Below are 25,290 nucleotides of genomic sequence, written 5' to 3' on the forward strand. Positions count from 1 at the left end.
TTGTCATCCTTTCACTAGTGAAGTTACCCGATCTACTATCGCATCGATAGCTACGGTTTCTTGCTCGCCATTTTCCATATCACGAAGGATAGCTTCACGACGAGCCAATTCGTCATCACCCACTATAATAACATATTTTGCATTAATTTTGTTAGCATGTTTTAATTGGCTTTTCATACTTTTTGCTTCACCACTGGTTTCCGCAATAATATAACGTTCACGAAGTTCTTTCACCAATGTAAAGCCTGCTACTTTGGCGGCATCTCCAAGAGAAACCACGAATACCGATGGTTCCTGTACCTCTTCCGGCAACAACCCTTGTTTTTCCAAAGCTAATAACAGTCGTTCCATTCCCATGGCAAAGCCAACTGCCGGTGTATGAGGCCCATCTAATTCCTCTACTAAACCATCGTAACGACCGCCACCAGCCACTGCACTTTGTGACCCCAACGGTGCATACTGCACTTCAAAGGCTGTTTTGGTATAATAATCCAAACCGCGCACCAAACGAGGGTTCACATTATAGTTAACCCCGGCTGCTGTCAAATATTGTTTTAATTCTTCAAAATGATCATGACACTCGTCACAAAGATTTTCATGAATTTCCGGAACACCTATCGTTAATGCCTTACAACTTTCATTCTTACAGTCTAAAATGCGCAACGGATTTTTATAGAGACGCGATTTACAGTCATCACAAAGCTGATCTTTCTTCGGTTCAAAGAAAGCTATGAGCTTATCACGATATGCCGGACGACAATTCGGGCATCCTACCGAATTAACCTCTACACTTAAATCTTTCAAACCAAAATCCTTAAAGAGTTGCAAGACTAACATAATAACTTCTGCATCTGCCATCGGCGCCTGTGTTCCCAACACCTCTACGCCAAACTGATGAAATTGACGATAACGTCCTGCCTGCGGTTTATCATGACGGAACATAGGCCCGATATAGAACCATTTTGTTAATGCTTCTTGACCGTAAATTTTATTTTCCAGGTATGCACGCACTGCTGATGCGGTATTTTCCGGACGCAATGTATAGGTTTGCTCCTTTTTGTCACCCGTGGGGAATGAATACATTTCCTTTTGCACTACATCGGTAGTCTCACCGATACCACGCAAAAATAAACCTGTTTCCTCAAACATAGGTGTACGAATTTCCTGAAAGCCATATGTCTTACAAAGTTTACGAATACGACCTTCGATATAATGCCAGTTTGCTATTGTGCTGGGCAAAATATCCTGTGTTCCTCTCGGTTTTTGAATTGCCATCGTTCCTCAAGCCTCCCAAAATTGTTCACATCGCTCTCGGCGTTTTGCCAACAGCGTATCCAATGTATCAATATAAACCGACACATCCTTCGGCGTATGCAATTGCAGTTGACGGAATTCCGGTGCGCGCATCCATTTCGATGAGCTCCCCGGTCCGACGGCTACAATTGTCTGCCGCTCTTCCATAATACGAATATTATATTCGCAGGCATAACCGGGCAGAGTATAGCCTATATTTTCCATCTGCCCCGTCATATATTTCTGTCTGTATAGATAATACGGCACATAGCCTATCTTACGCAAGTATTCTCCTGCATAAGAAACCATTTCCTCTACCTGTCTTTCTTCAGGTAGCAATGCCGTTTCCCTCATATCATAGAGAGGACTGCCTTTTTTTAATGCCAATGTATGAATTGTAACATTTTCCGGCATAGTACGACAAATGAATTTCATATTTTCCTGCATATCCGACATTGTCTGTTGTGGCAATCCAGCAATAAAGTCCATATTGATTGCCAAAGAGGTATGCTCTCGTACATAGTCATATAAATCAACCACAGCCCCAGCTGTGTGGGCGCGACCGACAGCCTTTAATATATGATCCTGCATACTTTGCGGATTAATACTCATGCGATTCACACCATGTCGAAGCATCGTATCTATTTTTTCCGGCGTCACCGAGTCAGGGCGACCAGCCTCCACGGTAAATTCCTTTCCTTCCATGCGTAACATAGCCAAAGCCTCTACGACCTTCTCAAATGCTTCATGATTTAAACTGGTCGGAGTTCCGCCCCCCATATATAAGCTGTCCACGCTTAGGTTAAATTCTCTTTGCAAAGCCGCCAGTTGTGAAGCATCCTGAACAAATGCTTGCACGAATTCATCCAATCTATTGTATTGCTGTACAAGTCCAAACGGAAAAGAGCAATATGTGCAATGGCTCTCGCAAAAAGGAATTCCACCATACACGCTGATGCGTCGATCGCTTTCTTCATCGACTGCCACCCATGGTCGTTGCAACTCTGTAATCGACTGTAATATAGACAACTTCTCCAGGCTTATGTCATATCTATCCCTCAGTATTTGTGCCGCTACTCCCGCTTTACCTGTCTCATCCCACAATTTGTGAAAAAGCTTGGTTGGACGTACGCCGACTAAACTACCCCACTTTCCCACGCGGATAAACCCTTGGGCTTCGCGTAAATAATACAACACATCACGTCCAATAATACGCCGCCCCTCAGCTGTAGCCTCCGAGGAAAAACGCTTTGTCTGTTGATTCGGTCCAACTATGCAAAGTGTGTAGAAACCATTTTCTTCCGAACCCGTTAGACGCCATGCTACCTCCTCACCGTGAGTAGCAACAAACAGTCCGGCACCAGCACAATTATGAGCTACTACCGATCCTAGCGGTAACGGCCCTTCGTAATGATACTTATTGTGCATTGCGCGCTTCTTCTTCCTCTTTCATTTTTTCCTGACATTCACCACAGTAACCATACACTTTGAGCTGATGGTCAATAGTACGGAAGTTTAATTTTTTTGCGATAATAGATTCCAAGGTTTCCAACATATCGTCTTCAAATTCTTTGACACAACCACATTTCACGCAGATTAAGTGATGATGGAAATGAGAGAATTCTTCATCATTCAACTCGTAACGATTACGACCATCTCCAAAATCAAGACGCTTTAACAAATCCAATTCCGTAAATAAATCCAATGTTCTATAAATTGTTGCCAAGCCGATATCCGGTGCCACTGCTTTTACCAGTACATATACATCTTCTGCACTGAGATGCTTTTCTTCCGCATCAATGAACGCCTGTAAAATGGTTTGTCGCTGCGTGGTTAATTTATATTTCTTGTCTTTAATACGTTCTTTTAATTTTTCTAATGTTGTGTTCATAACGCTCCATCCTTTTTGTAATACTGATTAAAATACCAAAGTTTATTGATAACAATTTGTAAAATAGCGGTAATAGGAACCGCCGTCATCATGCCGATAATACCGTATAGATATCCTCCGATAAAAATAACTGTAATAATTACCAAAGGATGTAGTTTAATGACACGGCCCATAATCTTCGGCATAATAATTTGTCCATCAATTAATTGAATTACCATATAAGTAATCATAACTTGTAAAGCTAATGTACCACTACTCAAAGCTGCTAGAATAATAGCCGGCAATGCCGCCGCAATAGGCCCTATAATGGGAATCCATTCAGCTATACCGGCTAACAATGCCAAAACTAAAGGATATGGTAAATCAAAAATGTACGCCACCACGGAAATAATACAAAACATATTAGTCGCCAGTACCAATTGCCCTCGCAAATAGCCACCCATCGTATGATGTACTTGATTAACAATCTCATCCAAATGTGAAGCTATCGGTTCTGAAAAGATAGAAACCATACGTTGTTTCAATATACGCCCATCCTTCAGTAAGTAAAAAGTCATGATGGGTACTAGTAACAGCTGTAATAATGTCGTTGCCAACGATACGATAGCAAAAATCCCACGCTGAGCTAGATCAACGCTATAATTTCCTATTTTATTCAACGTACTCCCAATAAGCCCGTTTATCTCCGGCGGTAACACCAGCGCATATTGCGCTTGTGTTTCTTTCCATACATGAAGAAGCTGATTAATAAGTATCGGCAAATTATTTAACAGCTTTGTAAATTCTACCAAAAATGGGACAATAATATATTGAATAATAACTACTGTCGCCAACGCTACCAATAAGAAAGCCGGCAAAATGGCTAGGCTCCGTGGAAACCATTTCAACCCCACTCTTTTCCGCGTATAATCTTGAATACCATTGACTACCGGCAAAAGAATTACAGTAAGTACTAACGCCAGTAGCAACGGTAAGGTCACTGGCGTAACCCAGATAAGCAATGCTACACCAGCGACCAGCAATAGCAAGCGTAACCAGTATTGGGTCGATCGCTGTACCATAGTTTCACCACCTATCGCACAAAAGGATTATATTCTTTCTCATGTGCTATCGTTGTTTCCGGACCATGCCCCGGGTATACGACCGTTTCTTCCGGTAGGGGAAATAGCTTCTCACTGACAGCTGCCGCCAAATCATCAAACGATCCACCGGGAAAATCTGTACGCCCCACAGACTCCCTAAAGAGAGTATCTCCGGCCAATAAAACTCCTTCCCCGTAATAGCACACGCCACCCGGTGTATGTCCCGGCGTTTCAATTACTCGAAAAGATAAACTACCACAAGAAAGAATATCGCTCTCCTTGACATGACGAACTTTACCATGCGCTTCTACAGTACTACCACTATACACACTCAGATTCAATCGACTGTCCGTCAAAAAGGGTTCATCCTTTTTATGCACATAAATCGGACAATGATAGGCATCCACTATCGGCTGTATGCCACCGATATGATCACTATGTCCGTGCGTTAGAACCACACCTAAAGGATTTAATTTTTTTTCTTGCAGTACCTCTACTACATGTTCACCGTCCGAACCCGGATCAACTACCAAACATTGATTGCTTTGTTCATCCACAACAATATAGCAATTCGTGCCCAACATTCCCAAGGGCATTCTATAAAGCTTCATACACATTACCTCATGCACAGCATTAAAATAATTTCTTACTATCTAACAAAATAGTAACCGGCCCATCATTAACTAAGGCAACTTGCATATGCGTCTGAAATTTGCCGGTATCTACCTTGACACCCAATGCCTGACAGGCTTCTACAAACTCTTCGTATAACGCATTCGCTCTGTCCGGTGAAGCTGCCCCTTCAAAACCCGGGCGTCGTCCCTTACGCACATCACCATATAAGGTAAACTGTGAGACGACTAATAATGAACCGCCGATATCACGAAGAGATAAATTCATTTTTTCATTTTCGTCTTCAAAAATCCTGAGATTACATACCTTCTCTGCCAGATACGCCACATCTTTGCCGTTATCCTCTTTTCCTACACCGAGCAGAACTACCAGTCCTTGCTCGATAGCTCCAGTAACATCACCTTCCACCGTTACCCTGGCATCAGTAACACGCTGTATAACTGCCCGCATTACGCACCTCCGTTATTGGCACGCTGTACCGTGTATACATCACGAATACGCCGCACTTTTGTCATTACAAAATCAAGCTGTGACAAGTCTCTAATTTCTATAATCATTGAGATATGTGCATTCTTTGTATCATCTACTTTAGCATTAATATTGACAATGTTGATTTTCATCTCCGACAAGGTAGCCATGATTTCCATAAGCATACCGCCGCGATCATAGGCCATAATATCGATAGCCACCTGGAAATTATCACTTGTTGCCCCATCCCAAGAAACTTCTATCATGCGCTCCACATCTTCCGGAGTATGACCAATATTCGGACAATCCGCGCGATGGACGGAAACACCGCGCCCTCGCGTAATATAACCAATAATTTCATCGCCCGGCACCGGATTACAGCAACGCGCCATTCGAACCATTACATCAGCTTCGCCTTTGACCAAAATCCCATTGCTACTTTTCTTACGTACCGGTTCATGGCTCTTCAATTTTTCGAGCATAGCCATCGTATCTTTACGATTATCTTCTTTTGCCTGATCTCGTTTATACATATCAATCAAGCGAAGTAATACGGAGTTAACCGGCACGCCGCCATAACCTACGGCTGATAACAGTTCCGTTTCGCTACCCGCATTTAATGATTTAGCGATTTGCTCCATACGTCCCGACTTGTTGAGCGCTTTCCAATCATAGTTAAGACGCTTTGCCTCTTTTTCTAACAACTCGCGTCCTTTGACGATATTCTCTTCTCGGTTTTCCTTTTTAAACCAATTACGGATTTTGCTCTTACTTTCCGTAGAACCTACAATATTCAACCAATCTAAGCTCGGCTTACCGTTTTTCGACGTAATGATATCTACAATGTCGCCATTTTGCAAAGTATAATCCAAAGATACAATTTTACCATTTACCTTTGCCCCTACACATTGATGTCCCACATCGGTATGAATACGGTAGGCAAAGTCTAACGGTACGGCCCCCTTGGGAAGCTTCATCACATCGCCGCGCGGTGTAAATACGAAAACTTCGCCGGAGAACACGTCTAATTTAAGAGCATTCACTAATTCCTTCGGGTTGCTGGCATCCTGCCATTCCAATACTTGGCGAAGCCACCCTACTTTTTGATCAAAATCCTTGTCGCCACCTTTATTACCTTCTTTGTAACGCCAATGTGCCGCTACACCATACTCGGATACACGATGCATTTCCCAAGTTCGAATTTGTATTTCGACGGAGTGTCCCATCGTGCCTATAACTGTGGTATGCAACGACTGATACATATTTGATTTCGGCATAGCAATATAATCTTTAAAACGATATGGCAACGGCTTCCATAAACTATGGGCAATCCCCAACACGGCATAGCAATCGGGAATTGTATCAACGATAACACGCACCGCATATAAATCATAAATCTGCGATAAATCACGGTTATCCTTCTTCATTTTTTTGTAGATACTATAAAAATGCTTTGGGCGCCCTTTTACATCTGCCTTAATATGTGCTTCTTCCAAAGCCTTTTTTAACTGTACCATTGTATCATTAACGATTTCTTCTCTGGCTTTGCGTTTTTCTTTCATCTGCTCAACCAGATCATAGTACTTGTCCGGTTCCAAGTAACGGAATGATAAATCCTCTAACTCCCATTTAATATTGAAAATCCCTAAACGATGGGCCAATGGCGCAAAAATTTCCAGCGTTTCCTTAGCAATGCGTTTTTGTTTATCACTGCGCATATGCTTCAGCGTGCGCATGTTATGTAATCTATCACCCAATTTTATAACAACAACACGCACATCCTTAGCCATCGCCAATATCATCTTACGGTAATTTTCCAGCTGTTGATCTTCTTTTGTCTGATATTGAAACTGATTTAACTTCGTCACGCCATCAACCAAAAATGCTACATCCTTACCGAACATCTCTTCGATTTGCTCTAACGTGTATTCCGTATCTTCTACCACATCGTGCAGTAAAGCCGCAATAACTGTAGTCGCATCAATCTGTAGATGCGCCAAAATGGTAGCGACTGCCAATGGATGCAGAATGTACGGCTCCCCGGAGGCACGCTTCTGAGGCGCATGTGCTTTATCAGCTAATCGAAACGCCTCCATAATGCGTTCACAATCGGCATCATCTAAATAGGATTTCACGATATCCATTAAACGCCCCAAGGCTTCTTCTTTATTAAAGGTGCTGTTCTCAACCAGTACCTTGCCTTCTTCATTTTCTGCCATATAACACACCTCCTACGAGCTATACTTCAAGAATGTTAATGAAGTAATTAACTCTAGCTTTTCTTTTATATGACACCAACGGTACAGCATCATACCATCCGGTGATGTTTCTTCTTTTAATATGCCTAACTCTTTAAATACATCCAAAGACAAAATAGCCTCTCGATCCGACTGATTGGCCGGATGACGGTGAATTACCTCATTTTCAACAATATATCGCGGCGCGGTAGCACTGCGAAATACTGATTTAACCACCAGATACATCTCACGCAAACCATTTTCTGTCAAACGAGCTCTTTGTCTTTCCAATGGAGATACATCTTGTATGACCAACTGAGGAGAAATCCTGCCTTGCCATTCATTCTTTTGTAACGTAACTGCCATTTTAACCGTTTGATTAGGGAATATCTCGCGATGATATGCTTCCCCCTGCCATGCGATGGCATCTAAAGGAGCCCCTTCAGTGTCCAATAAAATCTTACAATGATTTTTTTGCTGCCCCATTAAATACACATCACGAACGGTAACTTTAGGCAGTGCAAATACAGGCGTACTGTTTCCCATACCGTACGGCTCCAACGTTTCGATTTGATCAACCAGTTCTACGGTAATTTCCTCTGTTTCCAACAATGCATCAATATCGACAATCGGCACATAATCTTCACTGCTAAGATGCTCTTCACAATACGCTGTCAATCGTTCCCGCAATGCCGGAATATTTTCTACGGCAATACTAAAACCTGCCGCCTGTCTATGTCCGCCAAACTGTATTAATAAATCCTCTGCTGATTTTAGTGCCTCATAGATATTACAGTTTTCAATACTGCGACATGATCCTTTGCCAACACCATCATGAACACTTATAACCAATGTGGGCCGATAAAATTCCTCTACCAATCGTGAAGCCACAATGCCGATAACTCCGGGATGCCATTCCTCACCGGCAACAACAATAACCTTATCAGCACTCTCACCTTGATTAAGTACATCTCTATGCGCTTCCTCGTAGATACTGCGTTCGATCATCTGCCGTTCTGTATTTGTAGCCTGTAACTCCTCTGCAATGGCCACCGCTGCCTGTGGATCTGTCGTTGTTAACAGCTCAACGGCTCGCGTAGCATGTGTCACGCGCCCGGCTGCATTAAGTCTCGGAGCTAAAGTAAATCCGATATGCCCTGCATTAAGCTTTCGCCCCTCCAAGCCAGCTACTTTGACAAGCGCTTCAATACCTAAGTTGGGAGATTCTTCCATCTTGCGAAGTCCTTCTCTAACAATAATACGATTCTCACCTACCAGCGGAACCACATCGGCTATTGTCCCCAATGCCACGATATCCAAATCTTCCCGATAACTCAATCCTGTCCTCCGGTGCCAGATCGCTTGGCATAATTTGAATGCCACTCCAACTCCGGACAGGTTCTTGTCCTCATACATGCACCCCGGTTGTTTCGGATTGACCACGGCAGCAGCCCGTGGTATTTGATCCGGCGCATTATGATGGTCAGTTATAATCATCTGTAAACGCTGGCGGGCACCTTCCACAATATCATAAGAACTGATTCCACAATCCACTGTAACTACCAGTCCAACACCCCGTTCTATAATATGTTCTAATGCTTCCTCATTTAGACCATATCCTTCACTTTGTCGTTCAGGAATATAGTAGGTAACATCTGCTTCGCAGCGTTTCAAAAAACGATACAGCAACGATGTGGCTGTAATACCATCCACATCATAATCTCCATAAACAACAATAGGAACCTTGTTCGTTATAGCCTCTTCTATAGTGGCTACTGCTTTTTCCATCCCCTTGAGTCCAAACGGATCCGGCAACTCATCCATGGTCCCTCTTAAAAATGCTGCCGCGTCCTTTACAGACCCTAAACCTCTATTTACCAGTAACTTTGCCACCACCGGGTACACACCGATTTCTCGCACTAAGCGTTCTTCCTCTGCCGTATCACCGGTAGCGATTCGCCACCGCCTCTCTTTACTCTGCTTCATATATCTCACTGCCTCATCTATTTCGAATCCTCGAAACCACTTTTTTCTTCGCTAGTCTATTATCATTATCAATATAGGTACATTATACACCATTCAACTTCCTAATAAAAGCCCATATTTTCGTATTCCATCATTACTTCACCAGATAATAAAAAATGAGTGGTTATCATTTAGAATCACCACTCATTTTCTATTCATTGGTATATATTCTGTTATATTGCCAGAACTAACTGTATTGTTTTATAACAGCTCCTGCACTATCATTAGTTGGTGCATTCTCCGGAATTGGCCATTACATATTTTTATATCTTTTCCAACCATCTATTAAAAACGGAAATCGCGTTCCCCATCTTCCATTTGTGCAATGTAATTACGGGCTGTTTCCTTAACCTTTTCATTCTTAATAGATGCTAGTTGCTTATCAATTACGCGTTGCCCCACTTCGGTTGTTTCGTCTGTTGCATAGTCTAACAGATATTCCTTCAACGTCATCAACGCATTAGGCTGACAACAATTGGAAATCTGACCACTTTTAGCCAATGCCATGAAGCGATCACCTGTACGCCCTGCTCGATAACAAGCCGTACAGAAGCTTGGTACATAACCAAGGCCTAATAACCATTCGACAATCTCATCCAAGGAACGACGGTCACTGGTATCAAACTGTGCCGAGTTATCATCAGGCAACTCTTCTTCGGCATAACCGCCTACACTAGTACGGGATCCACCGCTGATTTGCGAAATTCCCAATGCCAAACCACGTTCACGCATGCGTTTACTTTCGCGAGTAGACATAATCATTCCCGTGTACGGTGTAGATACGCGAATCAAAGCTACAATTTTTTCAAAAATATCATCCGGCACAGCATTGCTGAAATCATCCACATCAATATCATCAGCTGGGCAAATGCGCGGTACGCTAATTGTATGCGGACCTACACCAAAAACGGCTTCCAAATGTTCCGCATGCATCAGCAATCCCACAAAATCGTAGCGATAATGTTCAAGTCCATACAATACTCCAATACCTACATCATCAATACCACCCTGCATAGCGCGGTCCATAGCTTCCGTGTGGTAAGCATAATTACTCTTAGGACCATGAGGATGAAGCATTTCATAATTTTCTTTGTTATAGGTTTCTTGGAAGAGTGTATAAGTACCAATGCCTACTTCATGAAGCTTCTTATAATCTTCTACTTCGCAAGCAGCAATATTTACATTTACGCGACGAATTTCACCATTTTTATTTTTTATACTATAAATAGTTTTAATACAATCCAAGATATATTCAAGCGGATTATTAATCGGATCTTCACCGGCTTCGATAACAATACGTTTATGACCCATAGCTTCCAAAGCCATAACTTCTTCCCGTACTTGTTCCTGCGTCAATTTTTTGCGAGAAATATGACGATTCTTTGCATGGTAAGGGCAATATACACAGCCATTAACGCAGTAATTGGATAAATACAGCGGCGCAAAAAGAACAATACGGTCACCATAGATTTTCTGCTTAATTTCTTTCGCCAAAGCAAAGAGCTTTTCCTTGTACTCAGGCAACGGACATTCTAGTAATACAGCGGCTTCTCGGTGATTCAATCCCTTGTAAGTTGCCGCCTTAGCTAAAATTTGATCAAGAAGCTCTCTGTTCTCTTTATTGGCTTTTGCATAGGCTAAGGTATCTAAAATTTCTTCATGATTAATAAATTCCTCTGCTTTTGAGGAGCGAACATCATACATACGTATCTCCTTTACTCTCAGTGCATAAAACCCGATATTCAGCCATGTACCTGTTAATGCCATTAGCAGCTTACATACCGATTACCACCCCAATGATCCTCATCAGGGTATTATAATTATGCATAAAACTTATATCATACCCATTTCACCGGATATGTACTAAGTATACCTCATTTAGATAATTTTGTGAATGACTGTAGCTACAATTACACGCAAAAAGAGCCGAAGACCTTAGCCTTCGGCTCCAGTGTATATGCTTTTACGCTTCTACAGGGTAAACGCTTACTTTACGGTTATAACGACCTGCACGTTCAAAGGCAACCTTGCCCGGAACCAATGCAAACAATGTGTCGTCTTTACCGATACCAACGTTGGTACCCGGATGGAAATGAGTTCCGCGCTGACGAACGATGATGTTACCGCTCTTAACGATGGAACCATCATGGCATTTCACACCAAGACGTTTGGATTCGCTATCGCGACCATTACGTGTACTGGATACACCTTTCTTATGCGCAAATAACTGCAAATCAAAAGTAAACATTGTGTTCACCTCCTACGTTTCACTAACTTTTACAAATTCACTATACTGACGACTGATTTCAGAAAGACCGAGAATCATTGTCTCCAATATAGCTTGTCCGCTTTCCGTTATAAGACCGGAAAGCTCAATCCGGCACTGACCTTCGCCGTTCGAATAGTGTCCCTTCTGTTTCGCTACTTGCTCAAGTCCGACAATAGCCGTACAAGACAAGGCTGATACAGCAGCACACACTATGTCATAGCCCGCTACATCATACCCGGCATGACCGGAAATTTGACAGGCCCGGACGAGGCCTTCCGCATCACGATCAACTACAATCGAAATCATAGCTTATGCCTGGATGGAGTCAATGCGAACTTTAGTGAACGGCTGACGATGACCCTGGCGACGACGATAATTAGATTTAGCTTTGTATTTGAAAACCAAAATCTTTTTAGCCTTACCATGTTCAAGTACAGTACCTGTAACCTTTGCACCGTCCACAAGCGGAGCGCCTACTTTAACATCACCGTCGTTAACAACAGTTAATACTTCGTCAAACGTTACGGTTGCTTCAGCAGCAGCTTCCAATTTTTCAATGGTAATAACATCGCCTTCTGCAACGCGATACTGTTTACCACCGGTTTTAATGATTGCGTACATTGTGACACCTCCTTGTTTTCGAACTCGCTGAATACGGTACCCGACGTGGAGTCGGAATTTACTACCCTTCCATGCGGCTGCAATAGCTTAGGCGTACCCAAACTACGACTTAATAAATATAGCAAAAAAGGACGGTTCTGTCAAGAATCGTCCTTTAAATAATCCCCAAATGCTGCAATAAAATCTTAGTTCCAATAAGAACTAATACGATGCCACCAATAACCTCTGCTCGTCCCCGCAACAGCTTTGCCAATTGATGCCCCAAATAAATACCGACTAATGAAATACCAAATGTAATGATTCCTATAATACTGGATGCCCAAAGTACATTGACTGATAAAAAGGCCAAAGTAATACCTATTGCCAATGCATCAATACTAGTAGCCAGTGCCAACATCAGCATTTCCTTCCAATCCATGAAAAGACATATATCGTCAGCAGCATCCTTATGATAAGCCTCGCGAATCATATTTATACCAAGATATCCAAGGAGTGCAAAAATAATCCAGTGATCGTATTCACTGATAATATCAGCTAATTGCGCACCTACCAGCCAACCTATAATAGGCATTCCCATCTGAAAAAGCCCAAATAAGAAAGGTAATACTACCTTCTTATACTGTTCCTTAGGCCCGATACAAGGTGCTTTGGCTACTGAAACCGCGAAGGCATCCATGGCCAATCCCACCGCTAACAATACAATTTCAAAACCACTCATTACTCGTCTTCACTCCAAGCTATATACTTATATCTCTACTCTTGAACTATCATAGTCCTTTTATAGCACCTTGCATCTGCTTACTACACCAAGTATCTTCAAGGTGTAAATTATATTCATCGTTCCTGTTATTTCCAATACTTGTCTGTAGCATTTCATCCTATATTTCAACAAGTATCATCAAATAGTAGGATACTGCCTCATTCATTCACGGCCAATAGAGAATATGCTTCGCGATGCAATACGGCATCACATTCAACACGTATATCACGCTGCAGTTCTTGATGCAGCTCTTTCAAAACACCTTTTGTAAAACATGCGCCTACTTCAGGATGCACTGTGATCATAATATCAGTCTTAAGTCGTCCCGAACGAGATAACTGACGAAGGCGTCGCAAAATCTGTAAATAGACCGTCTGCGCAGATAAAACCGTGCCACTGCCACCACAGTGAGAGCACGTATCAAACAGCACGCTCTGTAATCCTTGTCGCTCCCGCTTGCGTGTCATTTCCACCAGTCCCAGTGATGTAATACCACAAACCACAGTTTTAACGCGATCATAGCGTACCCGCTTAGTCAGATAGGCTATCAATGCTTCACGTTGCTCTTTTTTAGGCATATCTATAAAGTCACATAAGATGATACCCCCAATATCGCGCAAACGCAACTGTCGACAAATCGCATCGCCTGCTTCCATATTGACAATCCGCGCTGTTTCACCGGGATTTCCGCCGGTAAAATGTCCTGAGTTAACATCAATAACGGTCAAGGCCTCCGTATAATCAATTTGTAAAAATCCACCGGATGGCAACTCTACGCGATTACTTACCAATGCCTCGATTTGGGTATCTATTTCGTAATGCTTAAAAATGTCCTCTTTGCTTTCCACATAACGGATTACAACATTGCTCATAGCCGCCATATTACGGCATAATTCTCCTAAATGTTGAACTACCGCCTCATCATCTGCTACAATTTCCGTTTCACCACGCCCTACGTAATCGCGCAACAACCGTAACCATACATCGGCATCACTGTAAATCTCCGTTCCATTTTTTGCCACTGCAAAACGCCGCTGCAATTGTTCCCATGTTTGCCATAAGAATTCCATATCGGCTGCAATATCCTCTTCCTTTGCATCGGCTGCGGCCGTTCGCAATATGAAGCCACAGCCTCTTGCCAAATACGGTGCTGCCATAGACTCAAGGGCCTGTCGTCGTGCAGTTTCGGTAATTTTTTTAGAAATATGAATGCCCTTTGAGTAAGGAAGTAGTACCATGAAGCGACCGGCCAAACTAATGTCCGCACTAACACGTATTCCTTTGCCGCGCATCTCTTCCTTTACCGCTTGCACCATAATAACCTGTCCCACGAAGAGCTTGCCCATTTCTCGTGTTTGCTTACCATGCTTTAAGTTTAAATATGCATTTTGCCCACGACCGATGTCAACAAAAGCGGATGCCATACCGGGCAATACATTGCGCACGACACCTTTATAGATATGATTAACCGTGTGTGTTGCTTCCGGACGCTCATATAATATATCGGTTAATACCCCCGCTTCATCCGTAATGGCGATGCGACTTTCTTCAGGCATCGTAGTAATTATGATTCGCTTCATACTACACCTCCTTTCCTATCATAACTGGTTATACCACATCTAACGGGGATTTTCGTTCACCGTTTTCTTCCACTAAGATAGCTTTACGATGAATAGTATACGCATCCGTCAAAGGCCATCCGTATCGATCACGACCTAGCAACCATACCTCACCGGGCTTAATCGTCCCTTCCGGATAAATGCCAATTCCCATAGTCAATGTAACCCGGTTGCCGTTAACCGCTGCCGTAATAGGCTCTTTTATGAAATGTTTCACATCGATAAGTCGCGTTTTTTTAGGAGTTACTTTTTCATAACTAATTTCCGTTGCTTCATTAAAAGGAACCAGCAACGACTTCCAATCAGCTTTATCTTCAACCGGCCCCGTCACTTCATAAACGGCATAATTACAGATAGCCATCATTTTTCGAACCTTATTCGGCATTTCGCAGCCGTCAATGACTTCCAATCCCGGAGGAGCCACACGATTCAGACGCGCTATAACTACGTCTACCGGTATGTCTTCCAATATATCAAGATCTGCGTATTCGCAGGTAGCCGTAATCCCTAATGCCAACGCCGAGGAAAAGCTAATTTTCATATGAGGATTAAAACCTTCTGAATATGCCATGGCTATACCGGCCCGTCGGATTGTGCGTTCTACAGCTTGCGCATAATCCAAATGCGATAAAAATCGCAATTGCTCCCCCTTTTTAAATGCCAAACGTAACTTTTTCAACGCGTCCACCCTCCTTATAATCAATAATAGCTGTGTCCAATTCAGGGCATACATTACAGCCATTGCAAGGTAACCGTCGGCAGTCGCGAGTTAAATCGGCCCGCACGGCACGCTCCCACTCTTGTTTAAGATAATTTTTACTTACCGTATCATCTAAGTGATCCCACGGCAAAGGTTCATCAAAATCACGATTGCGCCGCGCATAGTAATCCGGATCAATACCTGTATTTTTAAAAGCTTCCAGCCATGTATCAATAGAGAAGTATTCCGTCCAGCCATCAAACTTACAGCCCAGCCTCCATGCTTCAATAAGTGTTTTAGCCAAACGACGATCGCCGCGAGCAAACACCGCTTCCATATAACCGGTAGCCCCGTCATGATAATGATAAGAAATATTGCGATTATTAATGAGCGTCTTTAAATACTGTTGCTTACGATGAATTTCCTCCACTGCCTGTTGACCGTACCACTGATAGGGGGAATGACTTTTAGGTACAAAGAAGGATACACTAACTGTAACCTTACCGTTGCGTTTGCCTGTAATTTCGCGATGTAAATCCAACACTTTATAGGCTAAATCGGCAATTCCGGCTACATCCTCATCGGTTTCCGTTGGCAATCCCATCATAAAATACAGTTTCACCGTGTGCCATCCCGATTTAAAAGCATTCGTACAAGCTGCTATAAGGTCTTCTTCACTGACACCTTTATTGATTACGTCACGCATGCGCTGCGAACCAGCCTCCGGCGCAAAGGTAAGACCGCTCTTACGCACTTGCTGTACTTTTTTTGCAATATCAATAGAAAATGCATCGATACGAAGTGACGGCAGACTAACGCTGACCTGCTTGTCTTTAAATTCCTCCATAAGCATATCTACCAACTCGGGAAGCTTTGAGTAATCCGCTGAGCTAAGCGACATCAAAGATATTTCGTTATACCCTGTATTGGCAATAATGTCTTTAGCCAACTGCACCAATCGTTCCGGGGTGCGTTCGCGCACCGGTCGATACAACATGCCGGCTTGACAGAAACGACATCCTCGTGTGCAACCGCGGAACAATTCCAATACGGCTCTATCATGAACAACATCTAAAAAAGGAACCACGGGTTTCGTTGGATAAAAACTATGTTCCATATCTTCAATAATACGCTTTTTGATTACCTCCGGTGCTTCTTCAGCCAAACGTTTCATTCCCTTGAAATCACCGGCTGCGGTATATTCCGGCTTATACAAAGCAGGAACATACGTGCCCGGAATCAGAGCCGCTTTACGTAAAAATGCTTCCTTACCACCGGGAAAACCGGCCGCTTTTTCAGCCTTGTATAAATCGACAAATTCATTAAGCCATTCTTCCGATTCACCAATAGACACAATGTCAAAAAAGTCAGCTATCGGTTCGATATTATAGGCGCAAGGGCCACCTGCCAACAGCAAGGGAAAACTAAGATCGCGATCTTTTGCGTAAAAAGGAATCCCTGCCAAGTCCAACATATTCAGAATATTGGTATAACTCATTTCATATTGCAAAGTGAATCCCAATAAATCAAAATCCTTAGCCGGAGTCTTTGTTTCCAGTGAAAACAGAGGAATATGACGTTTTCGCATTTCTTCCTCCATATCTACCCATGGAGCAAATACACGTTCTGCCGCTACATCGGCACGTTCATTCAATAAAGAATATAAAATTTTAATTCCCAGATGACTCATGCTTACTTCATATACATCGGGAAATGCCAACGCCATCGTCACATCTACTTCATCATGATTTTTAACGATACTGTTCCATTCTCCGCCGGTATAACGAGCCGGCTTGCTTACATGCTGTAACCACGCCGTATCTAATTGAATCATATAGCCTCCTATACAGTCTTATCATTTATCTCAATAATAATGCATCATTTAAGTTCTACGCTTAACTCCATGAAAAATTACTATGTAATTTCTCACAATACCAATTAAAACATCAATTGTTTGCGATGCATAGCTATGTTTAATAAAAGTCCTACACTAAGCATATTCGTTGTCAACGCACTGACTCCATAGCTAATAAACGGTAGTGGAATTCCCGTTACAGGCATAATACCGGTAGTCATCCCCACGTTTACCAATACCTGGAATACAAGCATGGAACCTATCCCCGTAGCCAACAACATGCCGAATGTATCATTAGCACTTTTAGCAATGGCTATGCTGCGATAGATTAATACACACAATAGTACCAAAACAATAAAGCATCCTACAAATCCCAGTTCCTCACCAATTACCGAAAAAATGAAGTCCGTATGATTTTCCGGCAGAAAGTTTAGCTGGCTTTGCGTACCTTCAAACAAACCTTTCCCCAGTATCATACCTGAACCAATTGCTATTTTAGATTGAATAATATGATATCCGGCACCGAAAGGATCAATATTAGGATTTAAGAATACCAGTATACGTTGTTTTTGGTATTCTTTCAATACAAACCACCCTAGCGGAGCCAGTACTACCGCTACGCCAACAATAATCTGAACCAATCGCATACGAATGCCGCCTACGAAAAGCATACCGAAAAGAATGGCCAGATATACCAATGATGTTCCTAAGTCCGGCTGTTTAAATACCAGAAGGGCGGGAATACCCACAAATATAACAATAGGTACCAGTGACTTAAAGGTATTTAACTTTTGCACATGCTTCGTCATCATGGAAGCCATACTAATTATCATCAATAATTTCGTAAACTCCGATGGTTGAATGGTAATCGGTCCAATCTGAATCCATCGCTGAGCCCCCAATGCCGAGGTGCCTACAAGCATAACCGCTACCAACAAAAGTAGGGTAATCGCATATAAGGGCTTTCCCCACGACGCTAATCGTCTATAGTCAAACCACTGCATAGCTACAACGATGATAGCATTTATACAAAAAAAGCTAAATTGCTTCGTAACCAATCCCGAAAGAGTGATGCCGTCCTTATTTACATGGGTCGCACTTCCTATAATAACAATTCCCGTACCGATAAGCCCGAGAGTACATAGTACTACAGTCCAGTCCCACTCCCTCCATATTCGTCGCCACATATATCCTCCTATCGACGTAAGCGCCGCCATCGGCTATCGCGCTGACGCACAAGTAGCCTTGGCTGCTCTTTCTGTCGTTTATTTTCTTCAAATTTCTTTTGTTCTGCCGACATCACTGATGCATATTGCGTAAATATTGTTGTATCATCCCACGCATTACCGCTTTGACAAAAATCACACAAAGGTGTAAGCAAATTATCAAACGTATCAGCTATAGGATTGTATAATTTACCCGCTTGCCCTTGTTGCCATACCGCTTCACTATAAGGTAATACGGCTCCCAGCATTTCCGCCGACAACGAATACCAAGCCTCTTCTATATCCGCTACCGACATATGCGGATTAATTCTGTTAAATACCAGCGCATAGTCAAGCTGTCTCTGTTCTCGACATACCTGCATCACGCGTTGCGCATTACGTAGCGCCACCCAAACCGGTTCCGTAACGATTACCAGTCGCTGGGCTACACGCAAAATTGCATCATTACCACGACCGATACCGGCCGGTGCATCTACAATCACATAATCGTATTGTTTCGCCATTTTTTTCAATAACCGGCCGTAACCTTTACGGCCCACGTCCTCCCAACGCACGCCTTGACTGGCTGGTAAAAAATCAAGCCCTTCCGCGACAGATACAATGGCATCTTCCGCTCGGCATCTCTTTTTCCACACGTCCAGCGCATCATAGAGAATTTCGTTTTCCTTACCGATAACGAGATCCAAATCTCGTAGTCCCAAGTCACCGTCAGTAATCAAAATCTTTTTTCCACGACGTGCCAATGCACCGCCTAACCCGGCTGTTAACGTCGTCTTACCAACGCCACCCTTGCCGGATACCATCGCAATAATGAGTCCCATAGCATGTCCTTTCTATCGCATTTGTGGACCTGTAATGGCCGGCTCCGAGGCTTTAATCACCTCTGTAGCTTTAGTATTACCATCATCTGCCTTCGTCTGCGATTTCTGTCCTACATGGAAATATTCTTCTAAGACAGCTCTAACAATAGGTCCTGCCGAACCGGCACCAAAGCTGCCCTGTTCAACCAATGCCACCACAACAATACGCGGTTTATCATAAGGCGCATAGGCAACAAACCACCCATGATCGCGCCCTGTAGCATTTTCTGCGGTCCCCGTTTTACCGGCTACAGCAATCGGCAAATCTTTAAAGAGAGACCCTGCGGTACCACCTTCAGCCGTTACATCACGCAAGGCATTACGAATAAGATCCATAACGCTTTTCGATACCTGCAAAACTCCTATCTTTTTAGGTCCGAATATTTCTTCCGGCGTGCCGTCACTGTTATCGATACGACTGACAACGTACGGTTGATATCGAATACCACCGTTAGCTACTTCAGACATAACCATTGCCATCTGAATCGGTGTTACTAACGTAAACGACTGACCTATCGCAGCATCAAAGGTTTCCCCTAAATACCAATCCTGATCAAACACCTTACGCTTATATTCCGGACTGGCTATATTACCGGCTGCTTCACCGAACAGCTTAATTCCCGTCTTTTCACCTAAACCGAATAAACGTGCAAACTTATCAAGATTTTCAATCCCTACGCGATTGCCCATTTCATAGAAATATACGTTATCCGACTTAGCCAAGGCCGTATTAAAATCAAGCCACCCCAGTGCTTCGCCTTCTGCATTTCGTTTATCAATAAGCCAATGTCGACCGCTATCAAAAATCATTTCGTCCGGCGTTACCTTTTTTAGCTCTAAGGCTGCAGCTCCAGTAATAATCTTGAACGGTGACCCAGGCGGGTATTCACCGGAAATCACCTTATTATCAAAGGGATGATTCATATCCGTGTTTAATTGTTTCCATTGTGCCGCAGTAATCCCCCGTGCAAACCAGTTAGGATTAAATTCCGGTGCACTCACCATAGCCAGAATAGCCCCCGTATTAGGATCCATAGCCACTACGGCAGCTCCTTTGGCCGGTATACCTTGTGAACGCAAGGAAGCCAGTTGATCGGCGACTGCTTTTTCTGCTGCCTTCTGCAACGGTAAGTCGATTGTCAAATGAATATCGCGTCCCGGTACCGTATTTTGCCGTCCGACTTCGGCTACGGGACGACCCGCTGCATCTACTTCTACTTGCTTACCGCCATCAATACCGCGCAAAACGTTATCATACATTCGCTCCAAGCCGGCTCGTCCTAAAATGGTACCCGGTCCGACGCTTGTATTAGGATCTTTTTCACGAATATCAGCTAATTCTTCTTCGCCCACTTCTCCGACATACCCGAAAAGCTGAGAAGCCATTGTATCATAGGGATAGTAACGAAGCGGTTCCACATCAATAGATACCCCTGGCAATTCATGACTGCGTTCTGCGATTTTTGTGACCGTATCCATGGTAATATCGTTAGCCAAACGAATCGGTTCGTATCCGCCTTCATGAGCTTTTACTTTTTCTTTAATTGTTTCCGGTTTCATCCCCAGAATACTGGCCAATCGCTGCAGCTCACTGTCATCAATTTCTTTATCGGTAGGCATAATGGATACGGTATATGCAGGCCGCGAGCCCACCAATATTTGCCCGTTCCGGTCATACATAATCCCTCGCGCCGCCGTTACCGATAGCATGCGCAATCGATTTCCTTCCGCCTTTGAGTGATAGTATTCCCCTTCAACGATTTGCAAATAAAACAAACGGGTCACTAATACAACAAAAATGGCAATCACAATATACATGAGGGCATCAAAGCGGCCCTTTTTTCTTTTTTTATAGAGTGCCTCCAGCACTTTGCTGCCCTCCGTTTCTACCAAATATACTCATCATCTTTTTCAAAATTCCAAATCAATTCATGCAGTCCTATGCCGATAAGTCCATTGAGCCAAACAACCGGCCATACAAAGTGCCAAGCATATATCAGCACATCTACGGATTCCCGTGCCATCAACAGCATACCTATACGTACCACCGCATCTAGCAATGTACCTCCTAATACCCAGAAGAAAGTTACGTACCACTGTTCTTCATATACAGAATGAGACCACATGCTAAGAACATATGCTACCACAATATAGGGAAATAGATGTAATCCAAATAAATTGCTGATTAAAATATCGTGAACCAAACCTCCGATAACAGCTACAGTTATACCTGCACGCCGCCCTTTCAAAAGGGCCACCACAATAATCCAAGTCAATATAAGATTGGGCATCCACCCTTGCTTAAACAGCAGCGGTAGTAACTCACTCTGCAAGAAACAAGTGATAATCCCAACGCAAATTAAAGCAGCTATTCTCATTGCGACATCGCTCCTTTAACGCCCTGTACTTGGTCACGTTGCGTCTGTGGTACCAACTTAGGTTCCAATGCCGGTTTTACCGGATCTCCTTCGCGAGATCGTAAAATAACAAATACCTCTTCTATACTACGGAAATTAGCAGATGGTTGTACTATAGCATTTTTTACAAAACCTTCCGCATCATTTTCAATGCGCACTACATGGCCAACCAAGAGTCCCTTCGGATAAATACCACCATAGCCGGATGTAATCAGAGCATCTCCATCAAGTACATCACCGTCACGCGCTACATCAACAAGCCGCGGTTCATCTGGATGGTTACCATTCCCTTTAATAACGGAAGCGACCCTTGATTCCGGACGCTGCACGATAACCCCGATTGCAGTTCTCGGGTCCAACATAGTCTGTACCCGCGCCGAATGCTCATATACATCACTTACAAATCCAACAACCCCACCAGGTACTACCACAGCCATATTAACGGCAATGCCTTCTGCTTCGCCGCGATCAATAGTAAACGTATTCGTCCACGTTCCGATATCTCGCGTCATAACCATAGCCGGCACCATATCAAACTGCGGATGCGTAGTTCTGAAATTTAACAATTGCCGCAAACGAATATTTTCTGCCACACATTCGTCATAGTCGGTAGCTCGTTGTTGTAGCTGTGCATTATCCGCTTCCAAGGCTTCTATTTTTTTAGTTGCCGCAATCGCATTATCAATAACAGTAATTCCGGTATGTACACCGTCCAATACACGGGACGCCCCGTAGGCAAAAGGTGTTGTTACTTTTTCAAGCGGCACCGTCACATAGGGAATAATCGTACGATGTTTCCAACCATATCCTAAGAGTGCCAATATTATACAGCATATCACGACGAATACCGTCAGTTTACGATCTGAAGAAAACATCAGGCACGCCCCTTCCTATTTTTTGACGCAATAATAAATCGATCCATACGTTCAAACTCCTGCGATGCCTTACCCAAACCGACAGCGACTGTAAAGCCCGGCTGCTGTGGCACCCATACCGGCACACCCAATTCGTGACTGAAGTAGTCTGCCAGTCCATCCATATCGGCAACGGCTCCGGTTAACAAAACACCATGCTCCATGATATCAGCCAACAATTCCGGCGGAGTAACTTCCATCACTCGCTTCACTTCATCGGCCATTCTCTTCAAGGGGTCTTGCAGTACTTGGTACACTTCTGTTTTACGCACCATGATACGTTTCGTTAAACCATTGGACATATCGCGACCGGTAAAAGTCAATTCCGCTTCCTCTTCCGGCATCTTTGCTGTTCCTAATTCAAGCTTGATTGCTTCTACGGTTTCTTCAGCAACCATAACGGCAAAGCATTCCTTAATATATTGTAGAATCGCCTCATTTAAATCATTACCACCGATACGTGCCGAAGAGGCTACCACTTTGCCTCCCAATGACAATACACCGATGTCTGTTGTACCGCCACCGATATCGACAACCATATTACCCTGTGCTTCGAATACCGGTAACTTGCATCCTAATGCAGAAGCCACCGGTGTTTCAATTAAATAGGCCTCTCTCGCTCCGGCCTGGATAATAGCATCGGTCATGGCTCGTTTTTCTACATCGGTAATGCCACATGGCACAGCCATAATAACACGTGCCCGACTTACCAAACGAGAAGCTTTGTGCATAAAATGGCGCAACATGGTAAGCATAACACGATAATCTACAATAAACCCATCTTTAAGAGGACGCAGCTCCTCCAGCATATCCGGTGTGCGAAGTAATAATCGTTCTGCATCGGCTCCGACAGCCACAATAAATTCTTGTTTAGTATCGGTGGCTACCACCGATGGTTCGGAAAGCACGACCCCGCGTCCCTGTACGTATACGTGGGTATTAACGCTTCCCATATCTATCCCTAAATCTCTTTCAAGAGATGAAAATAAGCGAATCATCGTAAATCTCCTTGTGTTAGTCTATCTTTAAATGATAGCACAAAACACTCATTATGATAAGAAAAAATTAGGCTATAACAGTCCTTCTTTTGCCAAGCTTACATACTCTCCATCACCAATTATAATATGATCCAACACGGGTATCCCCATAATCTGTCCCGCCTTTTCAAACTCTTTTGTAATACGCACATCCTGAGGACTAGCCGTTGCCTCTCCGGATGGATGATTATGAATCAAAATGATAGAAGCTGCATTAGCTCGCACCGCGCCGCGAAATACACTACGCTGCTCTGCATAGCTTGCTGTCAAACCGCCGGTAGAAATGGTTTCAACCGCAATAAGTTTATTTTTGCAGGTCAAATAGGCAACACATACATGCTCACTAGGTTCGTGGCGCAATTGCTCCATTACGTAATCGGCCACTGCTTCCGGAGAGCTGAAATCGCTATATTCTTGTTTGGCATGCAGGGCTGTTAACCGTCTGCCCAGCTCAATAGCCGCACAAAGAGTAACGGCTTTATCTCGACCAATTCCTTTTATTTGGCACAACTCCTCTACGGAAATGGTTTGTAATCCCGTTTCCCCTTCCGGCAACGAAGCTACTATATCATGGGCTATATCAATCGCCGACTTTCCACGATGACCGGTGCGTAGCAGTATTGCTATCAACTCTTCCGTTGTCATCACAGCTGCTCCATGTGCAAAAAATTTTTCTCGCGGCCGTTGAAAAGGTCGTAACTCCTGTATGCGTAACATTACTCATTCATCCCTTTATCTTCACTTATATTTCTTAACTTCCTTGCCACCATTTCAACAGGCAAGCCCACAACATTCGTATACGAACCCTCTATCTGTTCCACAAAGAGCGCCCCTTTTCCTTGAATGCCATATGCACCGGCTTTGTCCATAGGCTCACCGGTTGTAATGTAAGCATCAATATCATCATCACTCAATGTGTAGAAGTGCACCTTAGTTTCACAATGAAATGTATGAATGCATTGGCCATAGCGTATACAAACGCCGGTTATTACACTGTGCACCTTGCCGGACAACAAGTGCAGCATACGCCTCGCGTTTTCTTCGTCTTCCGGTTTTCCCAGTACACGATTACCGTAAGCAACAATGGTATCGGCGCCGATAACAGGTTGCAGGATTCCATCAACAGAAGCTGCCATGGCCTTTCCTTCTGCCTGTCTTTCGACCAATTCAACTGGACTTCCGTAGCATTGATTGGTTTCTTCATACGTACTTGTTACTACTTCAAAAGGAATCCCTACTTGCTCTAATAATTCCCGACGCCGCGGTGAAGATGATGCTAACCATACCTTGCCTATTTTCATATTCATTCTTCCTTCCTCTATCTATTATCTATTTACATTACATGTCTATACTTCCTATGACTTCGTAACATGCCAATTCATC

Annotated in this window: 24 protein-coding genes; all 24 read right to left on the reverse strand. The window is 43.4% G+C overall.

All coding sequences use genetic code 11. From position 1 onward, the window contains the following. Positions 1 to 3 precede the first annotated feature (3 nt). The 24 genes from hisS to Q5873_RS00360 all read right to left on the reverse strand — a co-directional run bounded on the left by hisS (position 4) and on the right by Q5873_RS00360 (position 25,202). Positions 4 to 1,275: a histidine--tRNA ligase gene (hisS, locus tag Q5873_RS00245; protein ID WP_205087450.1), complete on the reverse strand. Its 1,272-nt coding sequence runs from the start codon at positions 1,273 to 1,275 to the stop codon at positions 4 to 6. Positions 1,276 to 1,281: 6 nt separating this feature from the next. Then, positions 1,282 to 2,721, reverse strand: a complete 1,440-nt coding sequence (hemZ, locus tag Q5873_RS00250; RefSeq protein ID WP_303058834.1) for a coproporphyrinogen dehydrogenase HemZ — start codon at positions 2,719 to 2,721, stop codon at positions 1,282 to 1,284. After that, positions 2,711 to 3,184 (reverse strand): Fur family transcriptional regulator, encoded by a 474-nt coding sequence (locus tag Q5873_RS00255; RefSeq protein ID WP_028254754.1) that lies wholly within the window; start codon positions 3,182 to 3,184, stop codon positions 2,711 to 2,713. Before Q5873_RS00255 ends, hemZ begins: the two co-directional genes overlap by 11 nt. After that, complete coding sequence (locus Q5873_RS00260; protein ID WP_288190968.1) at positions 3,181 to 4,245, reverse strand: AI-2E family transporter; 1,065 nt, start codon at positions 4,243 to 4,245, stop codon at positions 3,181 to 3,183. The genes Q5873_RS00255 and Q5873_RS00260 overlap by 4 nt, the downstream gene beginning before the upstream one ends. A gap of 11 nt (positions 4,246 to 4,256) precedes the next feature. Then, positions 4,257 to 4,877: an MBL fold metallo-hydrolase gene (locus Q5873_RS00265; RefSeq protein WP_303058835.1), complete on the reverse strand. Its 621-nt coding sequence runs from the start codon at positions 4,875 to 4,877 to the stop codon at positions 4,257 to 4,259. A gap of 22 nt (positions 4,878 to 4,899) precedes the next feature. After that, positions 4,900 to 5,349: a D-aminoacyl-tRNA deacylase gene (gene dtd, locus Q5873_RS00270; RefSeq protein WP_303058836.1), complete on the reverse strand. Its 450-nt coding sequence runs from the start codon at positions 5,347 to 5,349 to the stop codon at positions 4,900 to 4,902. Further along, on the reverse strand, positions 5,349 to 7,586 hold the full coding sequence (locus tag Q5873_RS00275) for a RelA/SpoT family protein (protein ID WP_288759417.1): 2,238 nt from the start codon (positions 7,584 to 7,586) through the stop codon (positions 5,349 to 5,351). Before Q5873_RS00275 ends, dtd begins: the two co-directional genes overlap by 1 nt. A gap of 12 nt (positions 7,587 to 7,598) precedes the next feature. Beyond that, positions 7,599 to 9,590: a single-stranded-DNA-specific exonuclease RecJ gene (gene recJ, locus Q5873_RS00280; RefSeq protein ID WP_303058837.1), complete on the reverse strand. Its 1,992-nt coding sequence runs from the start codon at positions 9,588 to 9,590 to the stop codon at positions 7,599 to 7,601. A 324-nt stretch (positions 9,591 to 9,914) separates the two neighbouring features. After that, positions 9,915 to 11,333, reverse strand: coding sequence for a [FeFe] hydrogenase H-cluster radical SAM maturase HydG (gene hydG, locus Q5873_RS00285; protein WP_205087445.1), 1,419 nt, complete (start codon positions 11,331 to 11,333; stop codon positions 9,915 to 9,917). 259 nt (positions 11,334 to 11,592) lie between these two features. Next, entirely contained in the window at positions 11,593 to 11,877 is a 285-nt protein-coding gene (gene rpmA, locus Q5873_RS00290; RefSeq protein ID WP_004696430.1) for a 50S ribosomal protein L27, read from the reverse strand. A 12-nt stretch (positions 11,878 to 11,889) separates the two neighbouring features. After that, positions 11,890 to 12,204: a ribosomal-processing cysteine protease Prp gene (locus tag Q5873_RS00295; RefSeq protein WP_303058838.1), complete on the reverse strand. Its 315-nt coding sequence runs from the start codon at positions 12,202 to 12,204 to the stop codon at positions 11,890 to 11,892. A gap of 3 nt (positions 12,205 to 12,207) precedes the next feature. Next, positions 12,208 to 12,519 (reverse strand): 50S ribosomal protein L21, encoded by a 312-nt coding sequence (gene rplU, locus Q5873_RS00300; RefSeq protein WP_028254762.1) that lies wholly within the window; start codon positions 12,517 to 12,519, stop codon positions 12,208 to 12,210. A gap of 154 nt (positions 12,520 to 12,673) precedes the next feature. After that, positions 12,674 to 13,237 carry a manganese efflux pump MntP gene (locus Q5873_RS00305; protein WP_303058839.1) on the reverse strand — a complete coding sequence of 188 codons (564 nt, stop codon included), beginning with the start codon at positions 13,235 to 13,237 and terminating at the stop codon, positions 12,674 to 12,676. A 200-nt stretch (positions 13,238 to 13,437) separates the two neighbouring features. Then, positions 13,438 to 14,859 (reverse strand): Rne/Rng family ribonuclease, encoded by a 1,422-nt coding sequence (locus Q5873_RS00310; protein ID WP_303058840.1) that lies wholly within the window; start codon positions 14,857 to 14,859, stop codon positions 13,438 to 13,440. 28 nt (positions 14,860 to 14,887) lie between these two features. Continuing rightward, entirely contained in the window at positions 14,888 to 15,577 is a 690-nt protein-coding gene (locus Q5873_RS00315; protein ID WP_367997310.1) for a TIGR03936 family radical SAM-associated protein, read from the reverse strand. Then, on the reverse strand, positions 15,552 to 17,432 hold the full coding sequence (locus Q5873_RS00320; RefSeq protein ID WP_303058842.1) for a TIGR03960 family B12-binding radical SAM protein: 1,881 nt from the start codon (positions 17,430 to 17,432) through the stop codon (positions 15,552 to 15,554). Before Q5873_RS00320 ends, Q5873_RS00315 begins: the two co-directional genes overlap by 26 nt. A 104-nt stretch (positions 17,433 to 17,536) precedes the next feature. Next, positions 17,537 to 18,640 carry a rod shape-determining protein RodA gene (gene rodA / locus Q5873_RS00325; protein ID WP_028254767.1) on the reverse strand — a complete coding sequence of 368 codons (1,104 nt, stop codon included), beginning with the start codon at positions 18,638 to 18,640 and terminating at the stop codon, positions 17,537 to 17,539. Between the two features lie 8 nt (positions 18,641 to 18,648). Beyond that, positions 18,649 to 19,500 (reverse strand): AAA family ATPase, encoded by an 852-nt coding sequence (locus Q5873_RS00330; RefSeq protein WP_288759405.1) that lies wholly within the window; start codon positions 19,498 to 19,500, stop codon positions 18,649 to 18,651. A 12-nt stretch (positions 19,501 to 19,512) separates the two neighbouring features. Further along, positions 19,513 to 21,408, reverse strand: coding sequence for a penicillin-binding protein 2 (mrdA, locus tag Q5873_RS00335; RefSeq protein ID WP_303058843.1), 1,896 nt, complete (start codon positions 21,406 to 21,408; stop codon positions 19,513 to 19,515). A 17-nt stretch (positions 21,409 to 21,425) separates the two neighbouring features. Beyond that, positions 21,426 to 21,917 (reverse strand): rod shape-determining protein MreD, encoded by a 492-nt coding sequence (gene mreD, locus Q5873_RS00340; protein ID WP_303058844.1) that lies wholly within the window; start codon positions 21,915 to 21,917, stop codon positions 21,426 to 21,428. Then, positions 21,914 to 22,831: a rod shape-determining protein MreC gene (mreC, locus tag Q5873_RS00345; RefSeq protein WP_303058845.1), complete on the reverse strand. Its 918-nt coding sequence runs from the start codon at positions 22,829 to 22,831 to the stop codon at positions 21,914 to 21,916. Before mreC ends, mreD begins: the two co-directional genes overlap by 4 nt. Then, complete coding sequence (locus Q5873_RS00350) at positions 22,831 to 23,868, reverse strand: rod shape-determining protein (protein ID WP_303058846.1); 1,038 nt, start codon at positions 23,866 to 23,868, stop codon at positions 22,831 to 22,833. Before Q5873_RS00350 ends, mreC begins: the two co-directional genes overlap by 1 nt. Before the next feature lie 72 nt (positions 23,869 to 23,940). After that, positions 23,941 to 24,624: a RadC family protein gene (radC, locus tag Q5873_RS00355; RefSeq protein WP_038154752.1), complete on the reverse strand. Its 684-nt coding sequence runs from the start codon at positions 24,622 to 24,624 to the stop codon at positions 23,941 to 23,943. Further along, entirely contained in the window at positions 24,624 to 25,202 is a 579-nt protein-coding gene (locus Q5873_RS00360) for a Maf family protein (RefSeq protein WP_303059003.1), read from the reverse strand. Before Q5873_RS00360 ends, radC begins: the two co-directional genes overlap by 1 nt. Positions 25,203 to 25,290 lie beyond the last annotated feature (88 nt).

This window comes from Veillonella magna (assembly GCF_959600285.1).
Taxonomy (GTDB): domain Bacteria; phylum Bacillota; class Negativicutes; order Veillonellales; family Veillonellaceae; genus Veillonella_A; species Veillonella_A magna.